The following is an 18,145-nucleotide window of genomic DNA, read 5'->3' as shown; positions in this document are numbered from 1 at the left end:
GGTTATCCGGCGCTCGCCGCCAGTTCGGTCAGCAACTCGGCCCACGGACCGGACGGGAACCGGCGCTCGAGGATCCGCCGGTTGCGCCGTACGGCGTCCACCACGCGGGGCTCACCGGCGCGGTTGGCCCGCATGGCCGTCACCAGTTCGGCGCCCGCCCGGGTCATACCGGCGGGGCCGGGGTCCACCGGGACGACGAAGAAGTCCGGGCCGTAGACGGGCGTGAAGGCGGCGTACCGCGTACTCGCGCACGGCAGTCCCGCGGCGGCGGCCAGTGCCGGGCCCAGCCCGACCGTCTCCACGTCGCCGGTGTTGGGGGTGTAGACGACCGCGCCGCCGCTCGCCGCGGCCGTCCGCAGCAGGTCCGTCTCGTCCAGCAGCCAGGCGCCGGTGGCGTCCCGGACGCTGCACAGCGGGACACCGTCGAGGAAGCGCACGTCGGAGAGGAGGCCGAGGCACCGGGCGGTGCGCAGCACCTCGTCGGCGTAGCCCGGGTCTTCCGCCAGGCTGCCGAAGACGAGCAGGTACGGGGCGGGCAGGCCGCGGTCGGTGGCGGCCGACCGGGCCGCCGCCAGCAGTTCGAGGGCGAGTTCGACCCCCTTGACCCGGAACACCCGGACCGGGTTGAGCAGGATCGGCCGGCGGCGGTCGAGGGCCAGACGGGCGAGGAACTGTTCGTGCCGTGGCTCCAGCGGTCCGGCGGGCACCCGCGGTGGGATGTTGGGCACCACGCGCGCCGGCTCGGGCACCGGGTAGCTCGCCGTCTCCTTCGCCAGCGCCTCGGACACCACCGCCCACCGCACGCCCGGACCGGCCCGCGGGAGCGGGGTGAACTCGTTGGGGCGCTGCGGGTACATGCGCACGCCGTCGTCGTACACCGCGCAACTGCCGAACAGGTCGTGGTCCCAGAAGAGCACGCCACCGGACCGGTTCTCGCGGTATCGATCGCGTGCCGCGGCGTGCAGGGCCTTGGTGACGGGCACCGCGTCGGACAGGGTCATGTTGACCGCGACCGTCCAGTCGATCCGGTTCTGGCGCAGCCACCGGGAGAAGCGGTCCTGGTAGGGGGCGGCCATGCGGTCGATGCGGGCGTGCAGCCGGGCGCGGTCGGCGGGGCCCAGTACGGCACCGTCCGCCACGGCCGTCCGGACGGCCGTCCACTCGGCCGCCGCCCGGACGGTGGTCCACTCGGCCGCCGCCCGGCCGGTGTCCCCGAGGACGGGCGGCGGGTGCCGGTCGGGTGCCAGCAGCGCGTACGGCTCCTGCCGCGCGGGCCCGTACGGGAAGAAGGCCGGTTTGTCGGGGCGCCAGGAGTAGCCCAGCTCCGCCGGTACCGGAGTCTGAAGCAGTCGCAGGTCGACGCCGAGTTCGACCACGTTGCGGAACACCGTCAGCAGGCCGCTGGCCGGCACTCCGTCCCCGCAGACCAGTCCGATGCGCACCCGGTGTCACCGGCCCAGCTCGGTGTTCATGACGGCCTCCACCAAGGTGGCACCCGCCTCGGTCAGGGCGACGCTGCCCGCGCCGCGGTCGATCCGCACCAGCCCGCGCTCGGCGAGCGAACCGAACAGCGCGCCCCACCTCCCGGACAGCAGGGAACCGCCCGGGAAACGGGAACGATGGATGCCCTCGAACAGTGGCTGACAGGTGGACAGCGCCATCTGCACCGCACGCACCTCACGATGGTCCGCGCTCACCGTCGTGACGTTCTCCAAGGGGATTTCCCCCTTCTCGACCAGGCGGAGATAGTCCCCCGGTACGGCCACAGCGTTCGCCTCCGCATCCCCGCACCAGCTGTAGGCACCCAGCCCGATGCCCACCTGCGGCACCTGCTTGTCCTGGTCGAGATTGAGCGAGCGCCACAGCTCCGGACCCACCTCGCGCCGGGGGAAATACGTGGTGGGGTGCTCGTAATAACCGGCGGCGGTGAGCCGGTCGACGGCTCCCTCGCGCATCTGCAACTGCTGCCCCAATGACGGCCACCGGTAGCCGCGTCGGGCCAACTGCTCGCGTACGCGCGTGTTCTCCCAGGGAGCCGGAGAAACATGCCCGATAGCCGATTCCACGTCGTGGAACGAGCGCAGATGAAGCTTTATCGCGACGACGGTGCTGAACCGGGCCTCGATCATATGGTCGACGTCGTCGAGGAAACCGGTGACCGTCTGTCCGGGCAGGCCCCAGACGAGATCACCGTCGACCCTGGCGAAACCCGACCGCTCCGCCGCCGCACGCACCCGCAGCGCCTGTTCCCCGGTGTGCCGGCGGTTGGCAATGGCCAGCAGCCGGTCGTCCAGGGACTGGATGCCGTAGGAGAGAGCGGTGAAACCCAACTCGCGCAGGGTACGCAGGACGTCGTCGGTGAGGGAGTCCGGGCTTCCTTCCGCCCGCATCGAGGTCCGCTCACCGATCGCGAACGTCTCCCGGTAGAAATCCACCAGCCGTACGATCTCGGCGGCGGGCAGGACGCTCGGCGTGCCGCCGAACAGGCAGAACTCACCGACCGGGGTGGTCCGCAGCGCCGGAACCTCCGCCGCCCAGGACCGGGCTTCCGCGATGTTCGCGTCCACCCACCGGTGCGCGGTCGTGTCGGCCGCCTCGGTCCGGCTGCTGGTCACGAGTGTCGGAAACTGGCAGAAGTGGCAGCGGTAGCGGCACAGCGGAATATCCGCCCACAGATGGAAGGAGGGCGCCTCGCGCAATGCGCGGTCCATGTCGTGGAAGAACTGTTCCGGCCCGCTTCCCATGTCTCCGGTGAAGACATGAGTGAACGCCTCGGCCTGCAAATATCCCAAGAGTTCGGCATTGCGTTCTTCACGGAGCAACGACGACACCCTCGGCACGGGATACGCGGGATCGATCTCGGCGAGACCGCGGAGCGCTTTCCCCCGGTCATAGGCGTGTGCCATGCCGGCCCCCATGCGTGCGTCACTCCGGGTGGCCCACAGCCGCCAGAAGGGACACGGACGATGACCGTTCACGATTCGGATATCAATATCAATTGAACAGAATAGGAGCACATGGCGCGTAAGGTCAATACGCTGCATAAAGGACGTGATGCGAGCGGTATAAGTGGATGCGTCAGCGTTCGATGCGGTTGACCTTTATGCAGCCTCTTCGAACAACCCCTTTGAACAGCGCCGACGGACGACGCGATTGGCTGGGAGCGGTGATTCAGAACTCTGCTTCGACATCTGCCACGACATGGCCGCCCCGCCTCACCCTGACCGGTGCGGCGATCGCCGCACTGGCCGACCTCGGCCCGGCCCGGCGACTGGAGCAGCTGAGCGGCGAACGGGCGCAGCAGGAGGCCCTGGGCCGAGCCCGGGCGACAAGCCCCGAACTGCGCCGGTTGCTGGCCGACGCCGTCACCGCCGTACGCACCTCGCTCGCCGTGGTCGTCGAGGGCTTCCCGCTCGACGCCACCGCGCTGGTCGTCGCGGCAGCAGCCCTCGGCCGGGTCGATCCGCACCACAACGGTCCCGTCCCGGACACCCTGGTGCACCACGTGGTCGACAGCGAGGCGCGCCCCTACCGGGACCCGGACCCGTTCCACACCGACTCCCCGCTGCTGGCGCACCCGCACGCCTACCTCGGACTGCTGTGCGTCCGCCCGAGCCCGACGGGCGACGGACGGACCGCGCTGGTGAGCGCCGCGGACGTCACCGCGGAGATCGCCGACCACGGCCACCGCCGAGCACTCCAGGACCCCTGCTACCCCTTCGCCGTCCCCCACCCGCCCGCAACCGCCCCGCCGTCGGCCACCACCCACCCGATCCTCACGGTCTCCGACGACGGCGACACTGCTGTGCGGTACTGCCCGGTGCGGGTCACCGCGGGCGTGCGACTGCCCGGACACGCCCTGGACGCCCGGCACGCCGACGCGCTCCACGCCTTCGAACGCGCACTGGCGCGGCAGCACCTCCCCACGGTCTTCCTGCTGCGCACGGGCGACCTTCTGCTGCTGGACAACCGCCGCCTGCTGCACGGCCGCACCGACGTCGGACCGGCGGGCACCGGCCGCCACCTCATGCGGGTCAAGGTGCGGGGCTCGCGCTCGTAGCAACGACAGAAGACGGTGACGGCCGCACGGTGAGCACGCCGGTCTCGGGGCGCGGGTGGGTGTCGCCGTGCCGGGCCGTCCGGCGTGGGCCCGCCGTGTTCGCGCCGGCAGGGGATAGAACGGGACCGACCCCCGGGACCGGTGCGGCCGTGCGCTGACGGCCTGCCCGGCCCGCCCGTGGCCGGCTCGCGATCGCAGGGCGGCCCGACCGTATCGGATGTAGCCGTGAGCGATGACCAGGACGGCCCCGCCGGTCCGCCGGATGCCCGGGCCCAGGAGTTCGCGGTCCACGACGGACAGCTGCTGCAACGGGTGGCGGCGGCCATGCGCGAGCTCGGCCCCGGGGCGAGCATGGGGCAGATCGCCCGGGCGGCGGGCCTGGACCCGCGTGACCTCTACCGTCGCTTCCCCACCCCCGAGGCGCTCCGGCAGGCACTGGCGGCCTCCTTCTACGACCGCCTCCTGGCCCACATCGAGCAGGCCCGGCAGCTCCCGGCCGATCAGCAGATGGAGTACGTTCTGCGGACCGTCGGCCTCCACCTGGCCGTCAGCCACCGCATCCTGCCGCACCGGTTCGGTGAGATCGCCGACGCCGGCCAGCGCGAACGGATGTACGCCCTCATCAAAGAACTGCTGGCGACGGGGATGGAGGCTGGCACGGTGACCGGCGAGGTGACCCTGTCCGACGTCGCGACCGTCATCTGGGGCATGCGCGGTGTCATCGTCGCCGCCGACGGCCATGCGGCCGACGCCTGGGAACGGCACATCGACATCGCCCTGGCCGGCCTGCGCAACCCGCGCCTCACCTTCACCCGCCCACCGCTGGACGACGAGGCCCTCGACGCGGTGATCAGCAGACCGGGCGGAGCGACACACTGACCGGCGCCCTGGGAGGTCAGCGCACGGCCGCGCTCAACTGCCTCACCGGGCAGAAAGCGGAGGCGTTGCGGTTCGCCGGGATGGCCCCGAGAACCGGTCCGGACCCGTTGTCACAGCGCCACCTCAGGGATGCGAGACCCACGTCCTGGTCCGAGTCCAGGCTCAGCTCTCCCTGGTCAAGGTACAGGTGTTCCTCACAGACACCAGCAGATCCGCGTGACGTCACGAGCTTCCCACTCGTAGCGGTGGGCGTGGAGGGACGCCGGCGCTTCCTCCAGAACGTACTCGCCCGGCGGGACGGGGACCGTGATGTGCGGTCCGTCGCCGTGGTCGATGTCCGGACCGGAGACGGCCAGCAGTCCGCTGGGCACGCGTAGGGATCCGATACGACGCGGCTCCACGATCGTCATCTCGGGGTGGTACCTGTCGGTCACGCGTGTTCCGGGCCGGAACAACTCGCTGATCGGCCCGGGTTGCGCGGGGAGCGGCGGACGCCAACAGGCGTCGGGCGCGTCGGGTGCGGGCTTGTCGGCCTGATCGGTTGCCTCGGCCGGCTCGGTGATCTCGAAGACCGGCGGCTCCGTCAGTCCGTGGAACTGGGCCGAGAGCAGCGGCCATTCCCCGAAGGCGGGCCGGTTCGTCCAGCGCTCGTCGCCGACCCTGGGCACGGTGACGGTCGCGCCACCGGCCTCGCCCCGGGGCTGCTCTTCCCGCTGGCCCTTGCCGTCCGGGAAGAGCTCCACGGTGGTGCGCGGACACGCCTTGTCGAACTCCGTCATCTCCGGACCGGTGTAGTGCCACGCGTCGGCGTACCGGCACAGCAGTCGCGCCGGGTCGTCCAGCAGCCGCAGGTCCAGCTCGTAGGTGCGGCGGCCCAGCGCGTCGTATATCCACAGCCCGACGTAGTGGTCCCGCCAGGAGACGAGCCGGACCTCCAGCGGAGCTTCCCGGTCCGCTGTCCGGTACACCACTACGTACGGCAGCCCGGTGGCATCCCGCTCGCGGGCCTCCCGCACGGACATCGGCCGCCAGGGCATGCGGGTCTCCAGGTCCCACGCCTGCGCGTACCCCACCTCGACCACCATTGCCGTCGCCCCCGCTCCGCTCGCATACGTGCCGACTTGCAACATATCCGTCGGCACTGACAACGCCCTCACCGCTCGGACGCTTCGTCACGGTCATGGCGTGGGGGAGGCCTGCGTAAGCGACATCCAGTCTCGGACCGTCTCCTGGTGCGAACCCTTCGCCGTGCTCGCGGCCACTGTCTCCGCCTCCTCGGCGGCGCATGGCACCCCTGCGCGGGTGAGCAGGACGAGCGGCCACTGGGGACCCGCGCCGGCTGGTTCTCCGTCGAAGGGAGTCCAGTGCCAGGGCCCGTCGAAGCGCCATGCCCGGCCCCGGCCTGCACAGTCGGCGACTTCATCGCCCAGGTGGAGGAAGGCGTAGGGCCGCATCAGCACTTCGAAGGTGAACGGGATGCCGTCGCCGGGGTGAAGGGGGTACCCCGAACCGTCGAGATGGCTCTCGTCCGGGAACTCGCGATAGGACAGGCCGCGGCGCAGCACGGTCACGGTCAGGTGCGGGCGGGGCAGGCTGCCCGTCTCGAGCGGCGGGTCGTGATGCTCGACGGCCGTTACGTGCACGACGGTCGGCGGTACTCCGACCAGGCAGGCGTCTCCCGCATCGAGCTGGTCGGGCGGCGGATCGGTGCGGAACAGCTCCGCCTCCACATGGGGCTCGACGTGCCCGGCGCCGCCCACGCCCAACGCCACGACCCCGTTCCAGCGCCTGAAGTCACTGCGGGTGTCGATGTCCCACCACGGCCATCGCACCGCCAGGTAGTCCCACGTCACCCCCCCGCTCGACCCTCGTCGGCGTGAAGGCGCATGCAACCGACAACACGTCACCGGCCCGGAAGTCCCCCGCATCCATCATCCGGCCAGAGTACGCAGGGGCCCTGGGCCCCCTGCCGGTGAGGGAGTCGGTGAACAGGTCAGCTGTCGGCGACGGCCTTGGGCTTGTCGCGCGGGGTGGGTGGCTGTGGTGATGTGTTGGTGCCGCTGGTGCGCCTCGTTCAGCTGTCCGGCACGCATGCGCCACCGCACACCCCCCTGACCTGCCGTATCTCGCTTTGGTGAATCTTCAATCGCTCGGGTGGTTTCAACATCATTCGCCTGTAGCCTGCCGATCCATCACATCCCAGGGGGGACCATGACGAACGGCATTCCCGAGCAGCCCACCATCCCGTCGGCCACACCGGCCACACCGGCCACACCGGCCACACCGGCCACACCGGCCACACCGGCCACACCGGCCACATTGGCCACTCCACCGACCACCGAGCCGGCCGACCCACCGACCGCCTCACCGGCCGCCCCGTCGGCCGAACCGCCGACCACTCAGTCGGCCGCCGAGTCGGCGTCCGGCGCCATCCCCACCCTCCCCGCCATGCCGCCCGCGCCACCGCAGCCCCCGGTCGGGCAGAAGAGACGCCTCAGCCCGCTGGCCGCCGGCGTCCTCGGCCTCGTCGTCGGAGCCGGGATCGTCGGCGGCGTCTGGGCGATCACCGCTCATAGCGGACCCGGCGACCCCGGCACCTTCACGCTCGAAGGCGAGTTCATGCTCACCGACAGCGTCGCCCCCAGCGGCGACGACGGCTGCGGTGGACTCGACGGTTACGACGACATCCAGGAGGGCGCCTCCGTCACCGTGTACGGCGCCGCCGGTGACGTCGTCGCCACCGGCAGCCTCGGTGACTCCACCTACGACTCGGACGCGTACGACTGCACCTTCGCGGTGGCCGTCCCGGACGTGCCCAAGGGCGAGAAGTTCTACAAGGTCGAGGTCAGCCACCGCGGCACGGTGCAGATGACCGCTGAAGAGGCCGAGAGCGGGTTGTTCGGGGCCACCCTCGGCTGAGCTGCGACAACACAGAGGCCCCGACCGGCGGCTGTGCCGGGCTCGGGGCCTCGTCACGCCTCGCCGTGATCGCCGGTCCACCGCTTCCGCCGGGCGGGCACGCCCACGTCGACGGCCCGGTGGACGGCCTCAGGCCGGCTTGCGCCACACGGAGATGTGCTTCGCGGAGTCCTGGGTGAACGGCGTCCCGTCCCAGTCCGCGACGCGGCGTTCCAGCTCCAGTCCGGCGATCCGGGCCATCAGGTCCAGCTCGGCCGGCCAGGCGTACCGGTGGCGGGAGTTGTTGCGGCGGTAGCGGCCGTCGTCACCGTCGCGGGTGAAGTGGTGCGAGACGAGGACCTGCTCGACCAGGTCGAAGGTGTCGAAGCCGAGATGCTGTGCGGAGACGTCGAACGGCACCGCGACCTGGCCGGGTGGCAGGGACCGCAGCGGCGGCACGCCCAACTCGATGACGAATCGGCCGCCGGGCGTCAGATGACGTGCGGCGTTGCGGAAGCACTCGACCTGCTCGTCCTGCGAGAGCAGATTCGAGATGGTGTTGTAGACGAGATAGACGACGGCGAATTCGCCGGGGACGACGGTGGTGGCCATGTCCCCGATGGTCACCGGGAGCGTGTCCTCGTCGACCTTGCGTCGCAGGACCGCTGCCATGTGCTCGGACAGTTCGATACCCACTACCGGCACGCCGCGTGCCCGGAGGGGTACGCCCACTCGTCCGGTGCCGATGGCGAACTCGAGCGCCCGGCCGTCACCGGCGAGCTCGGCGAGGAAGGCGAGGGCCGGGTCGAGAACGGCGTCCGAGAACATCTCGGCATCCTCGGCGTCGTAACGGTCGGCGGTCGCTCGGGTCCACAGCTCACTGCTCGTCACGGGCGGTTACTCTGCCGGGTGCCGAGGGGCGCTGTCGACGCATTTATTTCCGCCGCCTTCCGATCCGTTACTTCCGCCGCCTTCCGATCCACTGCTTCCACCGGCTTCCGATCCGCGATTACGGGCTCGGGGGCCACGTCGGTGAAGCGGGATGAGGAGGAATATCGACCGTAGGGTACTTGTTGGTCGCCAGTATTGATCAACAAGGAGAGACCCCACATGCCTGCGATTCTTCGGCCCCGCGCGCTTCGTCCCGGCGACCTCGTGGTCGTCACCGCGCCCTCGGGCCAGCTCGAGCCGGGTGAGGAGCCACTGCTCGCCCGCGGTGTGGCCGTACTCGAGCGGATGGGCTTTCGCGTGCGGGTCAGCCCGATGGTCGACCCGGCGCGGAGCCGCTGGTGGGCGGCGGGCACTCCGGCGGAGCAGGCCGACGAACTCAATGCGCACCTCCGGGACCCGGAGGTGCGGGCCATTGTCGCGCACACCGGTGGTCAGGCGACCATCGGCTACCTCGATCTGATCGACACGGACGCGATCCTGGCCGATCCGAAGCCGATCATCGGCTACAGCGACATCTCGCTGCTGCACATGGCGTTGCACGCCAGGACCGGCCTCGTCGGTTTCCACGCCGACATCGCCACCCACGGTTTCGGCAGCGACTGGTACACGCTGGGCGACGAGGCCCGCCGCTCCGAGCTCGTCGACCTCTACACCCGTGTGCTCACCAAGGCCGAGGCGCCGGGCGCCCTGCCCGCGGCGGGCGCCTGGGAGACCTGGCGGCCGGGCCGTGCGCAGGGACCGCTGTTCGGCGGCTTGCTGAACCGTCTGATCCTCCTCCAGGCGACGCCGTTCGCACCGGCCCCCGAACTGTTCGACGGCGCTGTGCTGTTCTGGGAGGAGTTGCAGCGGCCGGTCTCGCGCATCTGGAACGACCTCCAGACCTTGCGGCTGTCCGGTGTGCTGGACCGGATCGCGGGCATGGTCGTCGGCATCCCGACCGAGGTCGAGCCCTACGAGAACGGTGGACAGCGCGCGAACCTGCGCGACGTGGTCCTCGATGTCCTGGCCCAGCGTGACATCCCGGTTCTCGCACAGGTCGACTTCGGCCACACCTCGCCGAACCTGCCGCTGCCGATCGGCGTACGGGCCGACCTGGACGCGGACAACCAGACGCTGTCCCTGCTCGAGCCGGCGGTCGCGGAAGACTGAGTCCGAGTGAAGGCTGAGACCGAGTCCTGCCGGACATCGGTCCCAGTTCTGCCGGACATCGGTCCGAGTCCTCCGGACATCGGTCCGAGTCGTGTCGGACATCGGCAGGCCCGGACGGACGGAAGCGATCCGTCATGTTCTGCGGCCTGCCGGTGCTGTCCCGCCGGTGCTGTCCCGCCGGTCCTGTCCTGCCAGTGCTGTCTGACACTCACGACGTTCCGTCCCTGCAACTCCGTTGCCGCTAGCCTGGATGCATCGGTCGGTCGGGATTGGCCTGGATTGACCGGGAACGGCCGAGGCGGGGGAGTGGTGCCGGGTGCGGTTCGGGTCGTGGGTGGTGGAGGGGGAACTGGGGCGCGGCGGCATGGGCGTGGTGTACGCCGCCGTGCACAGCCACAGCGGCGAGCGCCGCGCTCTGAAGGTCATCCATGCCCCCGCCGGGGCCGACGAGGAGGTGGCCCGTTTCGCCCGGGAGGTGAGAGTCTGCACGGTGCTGCGCCACGCGCACGTGGTGCGCGTGATCGGGGTGGAGCAGCCAGGACCGGGCGACGGCGAGGCATCACCGTCGCAGACCCCATCCGCACCCGCGTCGCAGATCGCGACCCCATCCGCGTCGCAGATCGCGACCGCATCCGGGTCGCAGACCGCACCCGCATCCGCGGGTCAATCCGCGGCCTGTTGCCTGGTCATGGAGATGTGCGAAGGCGGCAGTCTCGCCGACCGGGTGCGGCGGGACGGACCGCTTCCGGTGCAGCAGGCCCTGGAGCTCTTCGACGGTGTCCTGGCCGGGCTCGACCATGTGCACCGCGAGCACGGATTCGTCCACCGCGACATCAAGCCCCACAATATTCTGCTGGCCCGTGGTCCCGACGGCCCGATGACGGTCGGTCCGATGACGGGCGGCTCGATGACGGATGACCCGATGACGGCCAAGCTCGCCGACTTCGGCCTCGCCAAGGCGTACGACAGTGCCGGTCTCAGCGGGCTGACCCGCACCGGCGCGGTCATGGGCACGCCCGCCTACATGCCGAGGGCCCAGCTCATCAACTACAAGTACGCGACGCCCGAGGTCGACGTGTGGTCCACCGCCGCCTCCCTCTACCACGTTCTGACCGGGGCCACCCCGCGTGATCTGCCGCCGGGCTGGGACCCCTGGCTCGCCGTCGCCACGAGTCCCGTCGTGCCCGTCGCCAAGAGGGGCGTCACCCTGCCGCCGGGGCTGTGCGAAGTCATCGACCACGCGCTTGACGACGAACCGGGCGGCGGGTTCCCGACCGCCGAGGAACTGCGCGCCGCACTGGGCGGGAGCTGACATGGAGGCGGGCAGCCTGTTCCTGGGGGAGTTCACGGTGGAACGGCCGCTGGGCAGCGGGGGCTTCGCCGGTGTCGTCCTCGTCCGTTCACGCCGTACGGGCGAGCAGTACGCGGTCAAGCGGCTGCACAGCGCCGATCCGGCGCACCAGGGCAGACTCCTCGCCGAGGTACGGCGCTGGATCGACCTGCCGGCCCATCCGTACATAGCGCCCTGCCGGTTCGCCCGCAGCGTCGGCGACGAGGTCGCCGTCTTCAGCGAGTACGCCCCCGGCGGCTCCCTCGCCGACCGGATCCGCTCCGGCGCCCTGTACGAGGGCGGGGAACGAGCCGCGTTGCGCCGTGTCCTGACGGCGGCGGCCCAGTCCGCGTGGGCCCTCGCGGCCGCGCACGAGGGCGGGCTGCTGCACCTGGACGTCAAGCCCGCCAACCTGCTCGTCGACGAGAACGGCGCGGTACGGCTGACCGACTTCGGGCTGGCCGTGGCGCCGACGTGGGACGGCGAGAAGCGCATGCAGCTCGAAGCGGTGATCCAGTACGTCTCCGACGTGCCGGACACCGATGAGCAGGAGCGCGAGCTGATCCGCAGTCTGCTGCGCCAGGAACTGCATCCCCCTGGCCCTGGTTCCGAGGCTTCCCTGGAGGTCTCCGCCGCTGCCTCCGGCACACCCGCGTACGCGTCACCGGAACAGGCCGAGGGACGACGGGTGGGTGTCCCGGCGGACGTGTGGAGCTGGGCCGTGACCGTCCTGGAACTGCTGGTGGGCGAGCGGACTTGGCCCGCTGGAACCGTCGCCGGCCTGGTGCTGCAAGCCGCCCGGACCCGGCCGCTCACCGCCAAGTCGCTGGCGGTACCCCCTGCCCTGGCCGACCTGCTGGAGCGCTGCTTCAGCAAGGAACCTGGCGAACGCCCCCATCCGCTCGGCGACATCGCCGAGACCGTCCTCCGGATCGCCCAGGACGAGACCGGCGAACCCCTCGCGGCGGCACCACCCTCCGGGGCACCGACCGGCCCCGGCGGCAAGGCAACGCGGTACGAGCGGCGCGCCCCCGGCGGCGGCACGTGGAGCGACCCGCGCGCCCTGGTGCACTACGCCTACCGCACCGCGGGCCTCGACGAGCGGGACGCCGTGGACTTCTGGCCGGTCGACGTCGGCGGGCCGCGCGCCCAGCTGCTCGGCGACCTGCGCGCGCTGCGGGAGGCCGGGCGCGTCCTCGACGGCCTGCCCAGGCAGCAGCAGGACGCGGAGGAAACGGCGTACGCACGCGGTCGCTGCGTGGCGGAGACCGGCCGGGTACTCGAAGCGCTCGGAGACGTCGACGGTGCCCTCGCGCACTACCGTACGGCCGCCGACCTCATCGGCCGCCTCACCGGCGAATACCGGGACCTGCTGGCGGTCGTCCTCGGCTCCCTGTGCCGCCTCCAGCGCCGCGCCGGTGATCTCGCCGCCGCCCTTGACACCGCCGAGCGGGCCGTGGCCCTGGCGCGGAGCCTGCCGGGCGGACCGCGCGACCAGGGCGTCCTGGGGCACGCCCTGCTTCTCGAGGCCAATGTCCTGTCCGACCGGAGCGACCGGAGCCACCGGGGCTCCCCGCAGCGCCGGGCAGCGCTCAGAGCACGGGCCGCGAAGCTGTACGAGGCCTCGGCCGAGGAGTTCGCGGCGTCCGACGACCCGCTCGACGTCGTACCGTCCCTGAGCAACCTCGCGGCCGTCGAGGAGACGCGTGGCGACGAGCAGCGTGCCGCCGAGCTGTGGCGGGAGATCGACGCCCTTCTGGGCCGGTACCTCCGCCGGGCGCCGGCCGACCGGCACGCGCGTGAGCTGCGTGCCACCGTCTGCGTCCAGCGTGCGCGGCGGGGGACACCGGGGCAGGCGGCCGCCGCCGTACAGGTGCTGACCCCCATGGTCCGCGACGAGGGAATCCACCAACTGGCCGGAAGCCTGGGCGAAGCGCTGATCCTGCGCGGCAGGGACGAGGAAACGGACGGTCGGGTACAGGCCGCACGCGGCAGCTACGCCGAAGCGGCGGGCCATTTGGAACAGGCGGTACTCCTGGAGGGCGACGCCGCCGACGCCGACCACCTGGCCGAAGCCCGCGACAACCTCGCCAACCTCGTCGGCATCCTGGAGGACCCGGAACAGGGCCTCGCACACGCCCGCACCTCGCTCGACCTGTGGCGCCGCCTCGCCGCACTGGACGGCCTGGGCGTATGGGGCCCCAGGTTCCTCCACGCGCTGTCCAAGCTGGCCCACATCGCGCTGGACGCTGGCGCGCCAGACGAGGCCGAGCGCTATCTCACCGAGGCGCTGGACATCCTTGCGGGGTCCGAGTACGCCGCGACCGTCCCCGACCCGGAAGCGGCGGCCGTCCACCGCTGCCGGGCCGTGTGGCTGCGGCGCGCCGGCCGCCCGCAGGAGGCGCTGGAAGCGTGCGAGCAGGCACTCGGCTTCCTGCACACACCCGGCGAGACGGACGGTACGGGCGTGACAGGCGGCCAGACCGATGAGGCGGACGACGCCGACCCCGCCCTGCGACCGGCGACGGCCCCCATGTACGTACTGACTCTGGAGACCCTGGCGGCGGCATTCGGCGACCTCGGGGCCTACGAACAGGCCTTGGGCGCGCAGGAAGCCGCGTCCGCCGCCCTCGCGCGGTCGCCCGGCACCCACCCCCCGTCGGCGCAACTCGCCCAGAGCGCCCAGCGACTCGCCAGTGCCCGCTGGCAGTTCGGCATGCACCCGGAGGCGGCCGAGGCCGCGCGCGCCGCGGTCGACCAGTACTCCACGCTGATCGCCCAGGGGCGGGGCGATCTCGTCGTGGAGGCCGCACGCGTGACCGGCACCCTCGCGACCAACCTGCTCTGCCTTGGCGACCTCGAAGGCGCCGAACGTGCCTTGCAACGGATGCTGTCGCTGCACGGCGGCCTGGCCACCGACGATCCCGCGCTCGGCCGCGCCGCCCGCTTCGCGACCCGGTGGCTGCCCGAGTCGCCCGAACCCGTACACCGCAGGGGCGGCGATGTGCACGCCTTCATGTCGGAGGCGCTGAGCAACCAGCAGCAGGCGCTGCGCTCGCTGCTCGCCGTCACACCCGCCGGTCTTCCCGCCCAGCTCGCCGCGCTCGAGGGCGACCTGGGTTCGGCGTGCGACATCGGGGCCCAGGGAGGGCGATACGACGCGGCTCTGCTGATCGAGCAGGTCGTGGGCAAGCTCGTATGGCTCAGCGGCAGGTATCCCCGTGGGGGCGCCGAGCACCTGTGCGGGGAGGCGGCCCTGCGGCTCGGCACGTTCGCCATGATGTGCGGCCGTGACGCGGCCGCCGCGCGGGGCTTCGCCCAGGGGATCGCCGCGTATCGCACCCTGGTGGTCGACCACGGCCGGCGCGACCTCGTCGACCGGTACCTGCGGGCGCTGTCCGCACCGGTCGTGCTGCACGGTATGCGCGGGGACGAGGCGTCCGTGGGCGCCGCGCTGCGCGCACTCCACGAGCAGGCACGGCGCCACGACCCGCGCAACGCCGCTCGCTGGGTCCAGCGGGCCCGCGCTTCCGTGGCGGACCTGGGCGCGCAGGGCACCGCCTAGGAGCCGACGGCCCGCAGCCACAGTGGGGCGCCCACCAGGATGCGGTGGGCGCCGTTCAGCGCTGGTTCGCCCTCGAAGTCCCAACGGTCCGGGGTGAGTGTCACGTCCTTGTACACCACGGCCGCGTACTGGCAGGACTCGATGCCCGCGACGGTGTAGGCGTGGGTGCCGGGGCGCACCGGCCGGCCGGGCGGTTCACCGGCCGTCCCAACCGCCCCGTGATGCAGTGCGGTTCTCAGCGCTTCGACGGCAACGGTCTCGTCGTCGTAGGCGCGGGGGATTCTCGCCCCTCTGGAGGCCACGAGTTCGTCGATCGCGGGAGCGGCGGAGGACGTCCATCCCGGGTCCGGGTCCTGCGGGGCGGTGTATCCGGTCAGATTGCCGAGGCTGCCGAACAGGCACAGATCGACCCGGTGACCGCGCTTGCCTGCCGTCAGGACATGCACGAGACACGACTCCTGACGGTGATCGTGATCCGCGCCGAGGCCGCTTCGCCTGAACTCGGTGACATCGGCCCGCCCCTGTCCTTGTACGAAGGCGAGCGGTCCGGGAGCGTCGAGTTCGGAGAGCGGGTCGCCACCGCCCAGTCTCTTCGAGACCTTCTTCATGACCTCGAAACGACTCACCTTGCTCCGCTCATGAGCGGACAGCTCGACGCCCGCACCACCGGCACCGACCTTGACGATCGACTTGAGACGCGGGTCGATACGAATACCGTTGGAATCGATCACCTCGTCGACGAGCCGCTCCGACCAGTACACGAATCTGCCCGCTTGCTTCCTGGGCATCCCCCGACCTCCGCTCCGCTGTCACAGATAGACGACCGGCGCCCGACGGAAGTTCCCGACCGCCCGCCCGAGGACGGGCCCGGCTGTCCGAGGACGGGCCCGGCTGTCCACAACCGTGCGCGCTGCCGTGGTCGTCGTGATGTGATGGCGCCGTGAGCCGCGCCGCCGAAGAGTCCAACCGTCGCATGCTCCGGGCCCGGGACGTGATGGACGGTGCCTACGCCCGGCCGCTGGACGTACCGGCGCTGGCCCGGATCGCCCATGTGTCCCCGGCCCACTTCACGCGGACCTTCCGGAGCACGTTCGGCGAGACACCGCACCGCTATCTGCAGCGTCGCCGGGTCGAGCGCGCGATGTTCCTGCTGCGGGAGACCGACCGCAGCGTGACGGACATCTGCTTCGAGGTCGGCTTCGGCAGCCCCGGCACGTTCAGCCGTACGTTCCGCGACATCGTCGGCAAGTCGCCGAGGGAGTACCGCAAGCGGGCCGTCACCGCGGACGTCCCCACCTGCTTCACGAGGGCGTGGATGCGGCCGGGCACCGGAGCGTCGGTGGACTGAGCAGTTTTGGATAAGTAGTCGTAGGACTCCGCTCGTAGAGTGACGCACATGTTCACAGCCATCACACACTCGCAGATCTACGTGCTCGACCAGGACGAAGCCCTCGACTTCTACGTCGGCAAGCTCGGCCTGGAGGTCAACGCCGACGCGGACCTGGGCTTCATGCGCTGGCTGACCGTCAGTGTCCCCGGCCACCCCGAGCGCCAGATCCTGCTGGAGAAGCCCGGCGCGCCGAGCCTGTCCGAGGAGACCGCGGAACAGGTCCGCGCGCTGCTCACCAAGGGCGCGACGGGCGGCCATCTCATCTTCAGCACCGACGACTGCCGCAAGACGTACGAGACGCTGCGCGGCAAGGGCGTGGAGTTCACCGAGGAGCCCACCGAGCGCCCGTACGGAATCGACTGCGGCCTCAGGGACCCGTTCGGGAACAACATCCGCTTCACGCAGCTGAAGGAGGCGTGATCGGCACTTCGTGAGGGCGCAGGCCGCCGTCGACCGGGGGAGGAGAGCCGCGGAAGCCTCAGCGGCCGAGCAAGTTGCGGTCCACGTACCCGAGCGGGGGTACTCGGCGACGTCCTCGCGCAGGAGGTCGAGCGCGCGATTTCGGCGGTCAGCGCCCACCAGTGCTCGGCGGCGACGGTTCCGGACGCGCACGCCGCACGCCGTACGCCGTACGCCGTACGCCGCACGCCGCGCGACGCCCGTCGCGCAAGCTCACTGGTTTCCCCGAAGGCGGCAGATGCCCGAACCCCACACCGTGCTGGACGACCACGATCGTCTGCCGCGGCACACGGCAACGATGTAGATTCCGCACTCGCCAGCGAGGAAGGACGCATTGTGCAAGTGGGGTTGGGACGTAGCAACGCAGCCGTGTGGGTGGCCCGGCATGCCCGGTCCGTAGCGGGTTTCCGCGGAGCGTACTTCAGTGGCTCGACCGTCGGGCTCCCGGACCATGCCGAGCTGCCGCCCTCCTCCGACATCGACATAGTCGTCACCGCCCAGGACGACCCACCCGTCAAACCGGGCAAGCTCCGTTACCGCGACACCCTGCTGGAGGTCAGCTACCTTCCCTGGTCGCAGCTCCAGTCCGCCGACGAGGTCCTCGCCTCCTACCACTTGGCCGGCAGCTTCCGTACCGACACGATCATCGACGACCCCACCGGCCACCTGCGCGGACTGCAGGCGCGCGTCTCGGCCGAGTTCGCCACCCGGCCCTGGGTCCGCCGCAGATGCCAGGACGCCCGCCGCCGGATCGAAACCCGGCTCGCGGCCATCGACTCCTCGGCGCCGTTCCACGAGCAGGTGACGGCCTGGCTCTTTCCCACCGGCGTGAACACTCACGTGCTGCTGGTCGCCGCCCTGCGCAATCCCACCGTGCGCCTGCGCTACCTGGCCGCACGCGACGTGCTCACCGACTACGGCCATCCCGGCCTCTACCCCGAACTGCTGGACCTCCTCGGCTGCCGGCACCTGTCCGCCCGACGCATCCAGCACCATCTGCACGAACTCACCGCGACCTTCGACGCCACCGCCGACGTCGCCAAGACCCCGTTCTTCTTCAGCAGCGACATCACCGAGGCCGCACGGCCGATCGCGATCGACGGCAGCCAGGACCTCATCGACCGCGGCGACCACCACGAAGCCGTCTTCTGGATCATCGCGACCTTCGCACGCTGTCACACCATCCTGGCCGCGGACGCCCCGGAGCTTCACCACGCCCTCGCCCCGGCGTTCCGGGCAGCCGTCACCGACCTCGGCATCGGCTCCACCGAGGACATCCTCCACCGCGCCGGAGAAGTCACCCGCTTCCTGCCCCGCCTCTGGCGGACCGCCGAGGACATTCTGGCGAGCAACCCCGGCATCAGCGAGTAGGGGCAACCCACCGGGACCGGGTAGCCCCTTTCGACCGCAGACCGGCGTCGCCTCCATCGGGCTCCTCGGAACCGATCGTCTAGGCTGGCGCGG

General features: G+C 71.2%; 15 protein-coding genes. 9 read left to right on the top strand and 6 right to left on the bottom strand.

Annotation, left to right across the window (positions count from 1 at the left end):
* Positions 1–2: 2 nt before the first annotated feature.
* A complete protein-coding gene (locus ACFV6E_RS08105; RefSeq protein WP_385167888.1) occupies positions 3–1,442 on the bottom strand; it encodes a hypothetical protein in 1,440 nt (479 codons plus the stop codon).
* A gap of 6 nt (positions 1,443–1,448) precedes the next feature.
* Complete coding sequence (locus ACFV6E_RS08100) at positions 1,449–2,918, bottom strand: radical SAM protein (RefSeq protein WP_385459977.1); 1,470 nt, start codon at positions 2,916–2,918, stop codon at positions 1,449–1,451.
* Between the two features lie 248 nt (positions 2,919–3,166).
* On the opposite strand from ACFV6E_RS08100, the gene ACFV6E_RS08095 reads away from it, so the two are divergent.
* Entirely contained in the window at positions 3,167–4,060 is an 894-nt protein-coding gene (locus ACFV6E_RS08095; protein ID WP_385167884.1) for a TauD/TfdA family dioxygenase, read from the top strand.
* Positions 4,061–4,285: 225 nt separating this feature from the next.
* Positions 4,286–4,939, top strand: a complete 654-nt coding sequence (locus tag ACFV6E_RS08090; RefSeq protein WP_385167882.1) for a TetR/AcrR family transcriptional regulator — start codon at positions 4,286–4,288, stop codon at positions 4,937–4,939.
* Positions 4,940–5,133: 194 nt separating this feature from the next.
* On the opposite strand, the gene ACFV6E_RS08085 is transcribed toward ACFV6E_RS08090, so the two are convergent.
* Together ACFV6E_RS08085 and ACFV6E_RS08080 are read right to left on the bottom strand one after the other, a co-directional pair.
* On the bottom strand, positions 5,134–6,024 hold the full coding sequence (locus tag ACFV6E_RS08085) for a hypothetical protein (RefSeq protein ID WP_385167881.1): 891 nt from the start codon (positions 6,022–6,024) through the stop codon (positions 5,134–5,136).
* Between the two features lie 93 nt (positions 6,025–6,117).
* Complete coding sequence (locus ACFV6E_RS08080; RefSeq protein ID WP_385167879.1) at positions 6,118–6,792, bottom strand: hypothetical protein; 675 nt, start codon at positions 6,790–6,792, stop codon at positions 6,118–6,120.
* A 358-nt stretch (positions 6,793–7,150) separates the two neighbouring features.
* Here ACFV6E_RS08080 and ACFV6E_RS08075 point away from each other — a divergent pair, with 358 nt between their 5' ends.
* On the top strand, positions 7,151–7,858 hold the full coding sequence (locus ACFV6E_RS08075) for a hypothetical protein (protein WP_385459975.1): 708 nt from the start codon (positions 7,151–7,153) through the stop codon (positions 7,856–7,858).
* A gap of 129 nt (positions 7,859–7,987) precedes the next feature.
* Here the strand turns inward: ACFV6E_RS08075 and ACFV6E_RS08070 are convergent, their stop codons facing one another.
* Positions 7,988–8,728, bottom strand: a complete 741-nt coding sequence (locus tag ACFV6E_RS08070; RefSeq protein ID WP_385459973.1) for a class I SAM-dependent DNA methyltransferase — start codon at positions 8,726–8,728, stop codon at positions 7,988–7,990.
* 219 nt (positions 8,729–8,947) lie between these two features.
* Between ACFV6E_RS08070 and ACFV6E_RS08065 the strand changes: the two genes are divergently transcribed.
* The 3 genes from ACFV6E_RS08065 to ACFV6E_RS08055 all read left to right on the top strand — a co-directional run bounded on the left by ACFV6E_RS08065 (position 8,948) and on the right by ACFV6E_RS08055 (position 14,832).
* On the top strand, positions 8,948–9,937 hold the full coding sequence (locus ACFV6E_RS08065; protein ID WP_385459971.1) for an LD-carboxypeptidase: 990 nt from the start codon (positions 8,948–8,950) through the stop codon (positions 9,935–9,937).
* Between the two features lie 316 nt (positions 9,938–10,253).
* Positions 10,254–11,249: a serine/threonine-protein kinase gene (locus ACFV6E_RS08060; RefSeq protein ID WP_385459969.1), complete on the top strand. Its 996-nt coding sequence runs from the start codon at positions 10,254–10,256 to the stop codon at positions 11,247–11,249.
* Between the two features lies 1 nt (position 11,250).
* Positions 11,251–14,832 carry a protein kinase gene (locus tag ACFV6E_RS08055; protein ID WP_385459967.1) on the top strand — a complete coding sequence of 1,194 codons (3,582 nt, stop codon included), beginning with the start codon at positions 11,251–11,253 and terminating at the stop codon, positions 14,830–14,832.
* Here ACFV6E_RS08055 and ACFV6E_RS08050 read toward each other — a convergent pair.
* The gene (locus tag ACFV6E_RS08050; RefSeq protein WP_385167869.1) at positions 14,829–15,620 is read right to left on the bottom strand and encodes a hypothetical protein; all 792 of its coding nucleotides are present in this window, start codon (positions 15,618–15,620) and stop codon (positions 14,829–14,831) included. The two genes, ACFV6E_RS08055 and ACFV6E_RS08050, sit on opposite strands and share 4 nt — an antisense overlap.
* A 152-nt stretch (positions 15,621–15,772) precedes the next feature.
* Here ACFV6E_RS08050 and ACFV6E_RS08045 point away from each other — a divergent pair, with 152 nt between their 5' ends.
* The 3 genes from ACFV6E_RS08045 (at position 15,773) to ACFV6E_RS08035 (ending at position 18,052) form a co-directional block, all read left to right on the top strand.
* Positions 15,773–16,180: a helix-turn-helix domain-containing protein gene (locus ACFV6E_RS08045; protein WP_385167868.1), complete on the top strand. Its 408-nt coding sequence runs from the start codon at positions 15,773–15,775 to the stop codon at positions 16,178–16,180.
* 48 nt (positions 16,181–16,228) lie between these two features.
* On the top strand, positions 16,229–16,642 hold the full coding sequence (locus tag ACFV6E_RS08040) for a VOC family protein (protein WP_385167866.1): 414 nt from the start codon (positions 16,229–16,231) through the stop codon (positions 16,640–16,642).
* A gap of 375 nt (positions 16,643–17,017) precedes the next feature.
* Positions 17,018–18,052: a hypothetical protein gene (locus ACFV6E_RS08035; RefSeq protein WP_385459965.1), complete on the top strand. Its 1,035-nt coding sequence runs from the start codon at positions 17,018–17,020 to the stop codon at positions 18,050–18,052.
* The last annotated feature ends 93 nt before the right edge of the window (positions 18,053–18,145 follow it).

It is taken from the genome of Streptomyces sp. NPDC059785, from assembly GCF_042732375.1.
GTDB lineage: Bacteria > Actinomycetota > Actinomycetes > Streptomycetales > Streptomycetaceae > Streptomyces.
This window is presented reverse-complemented; position numbering and strand designations above follow the sequence as displayed.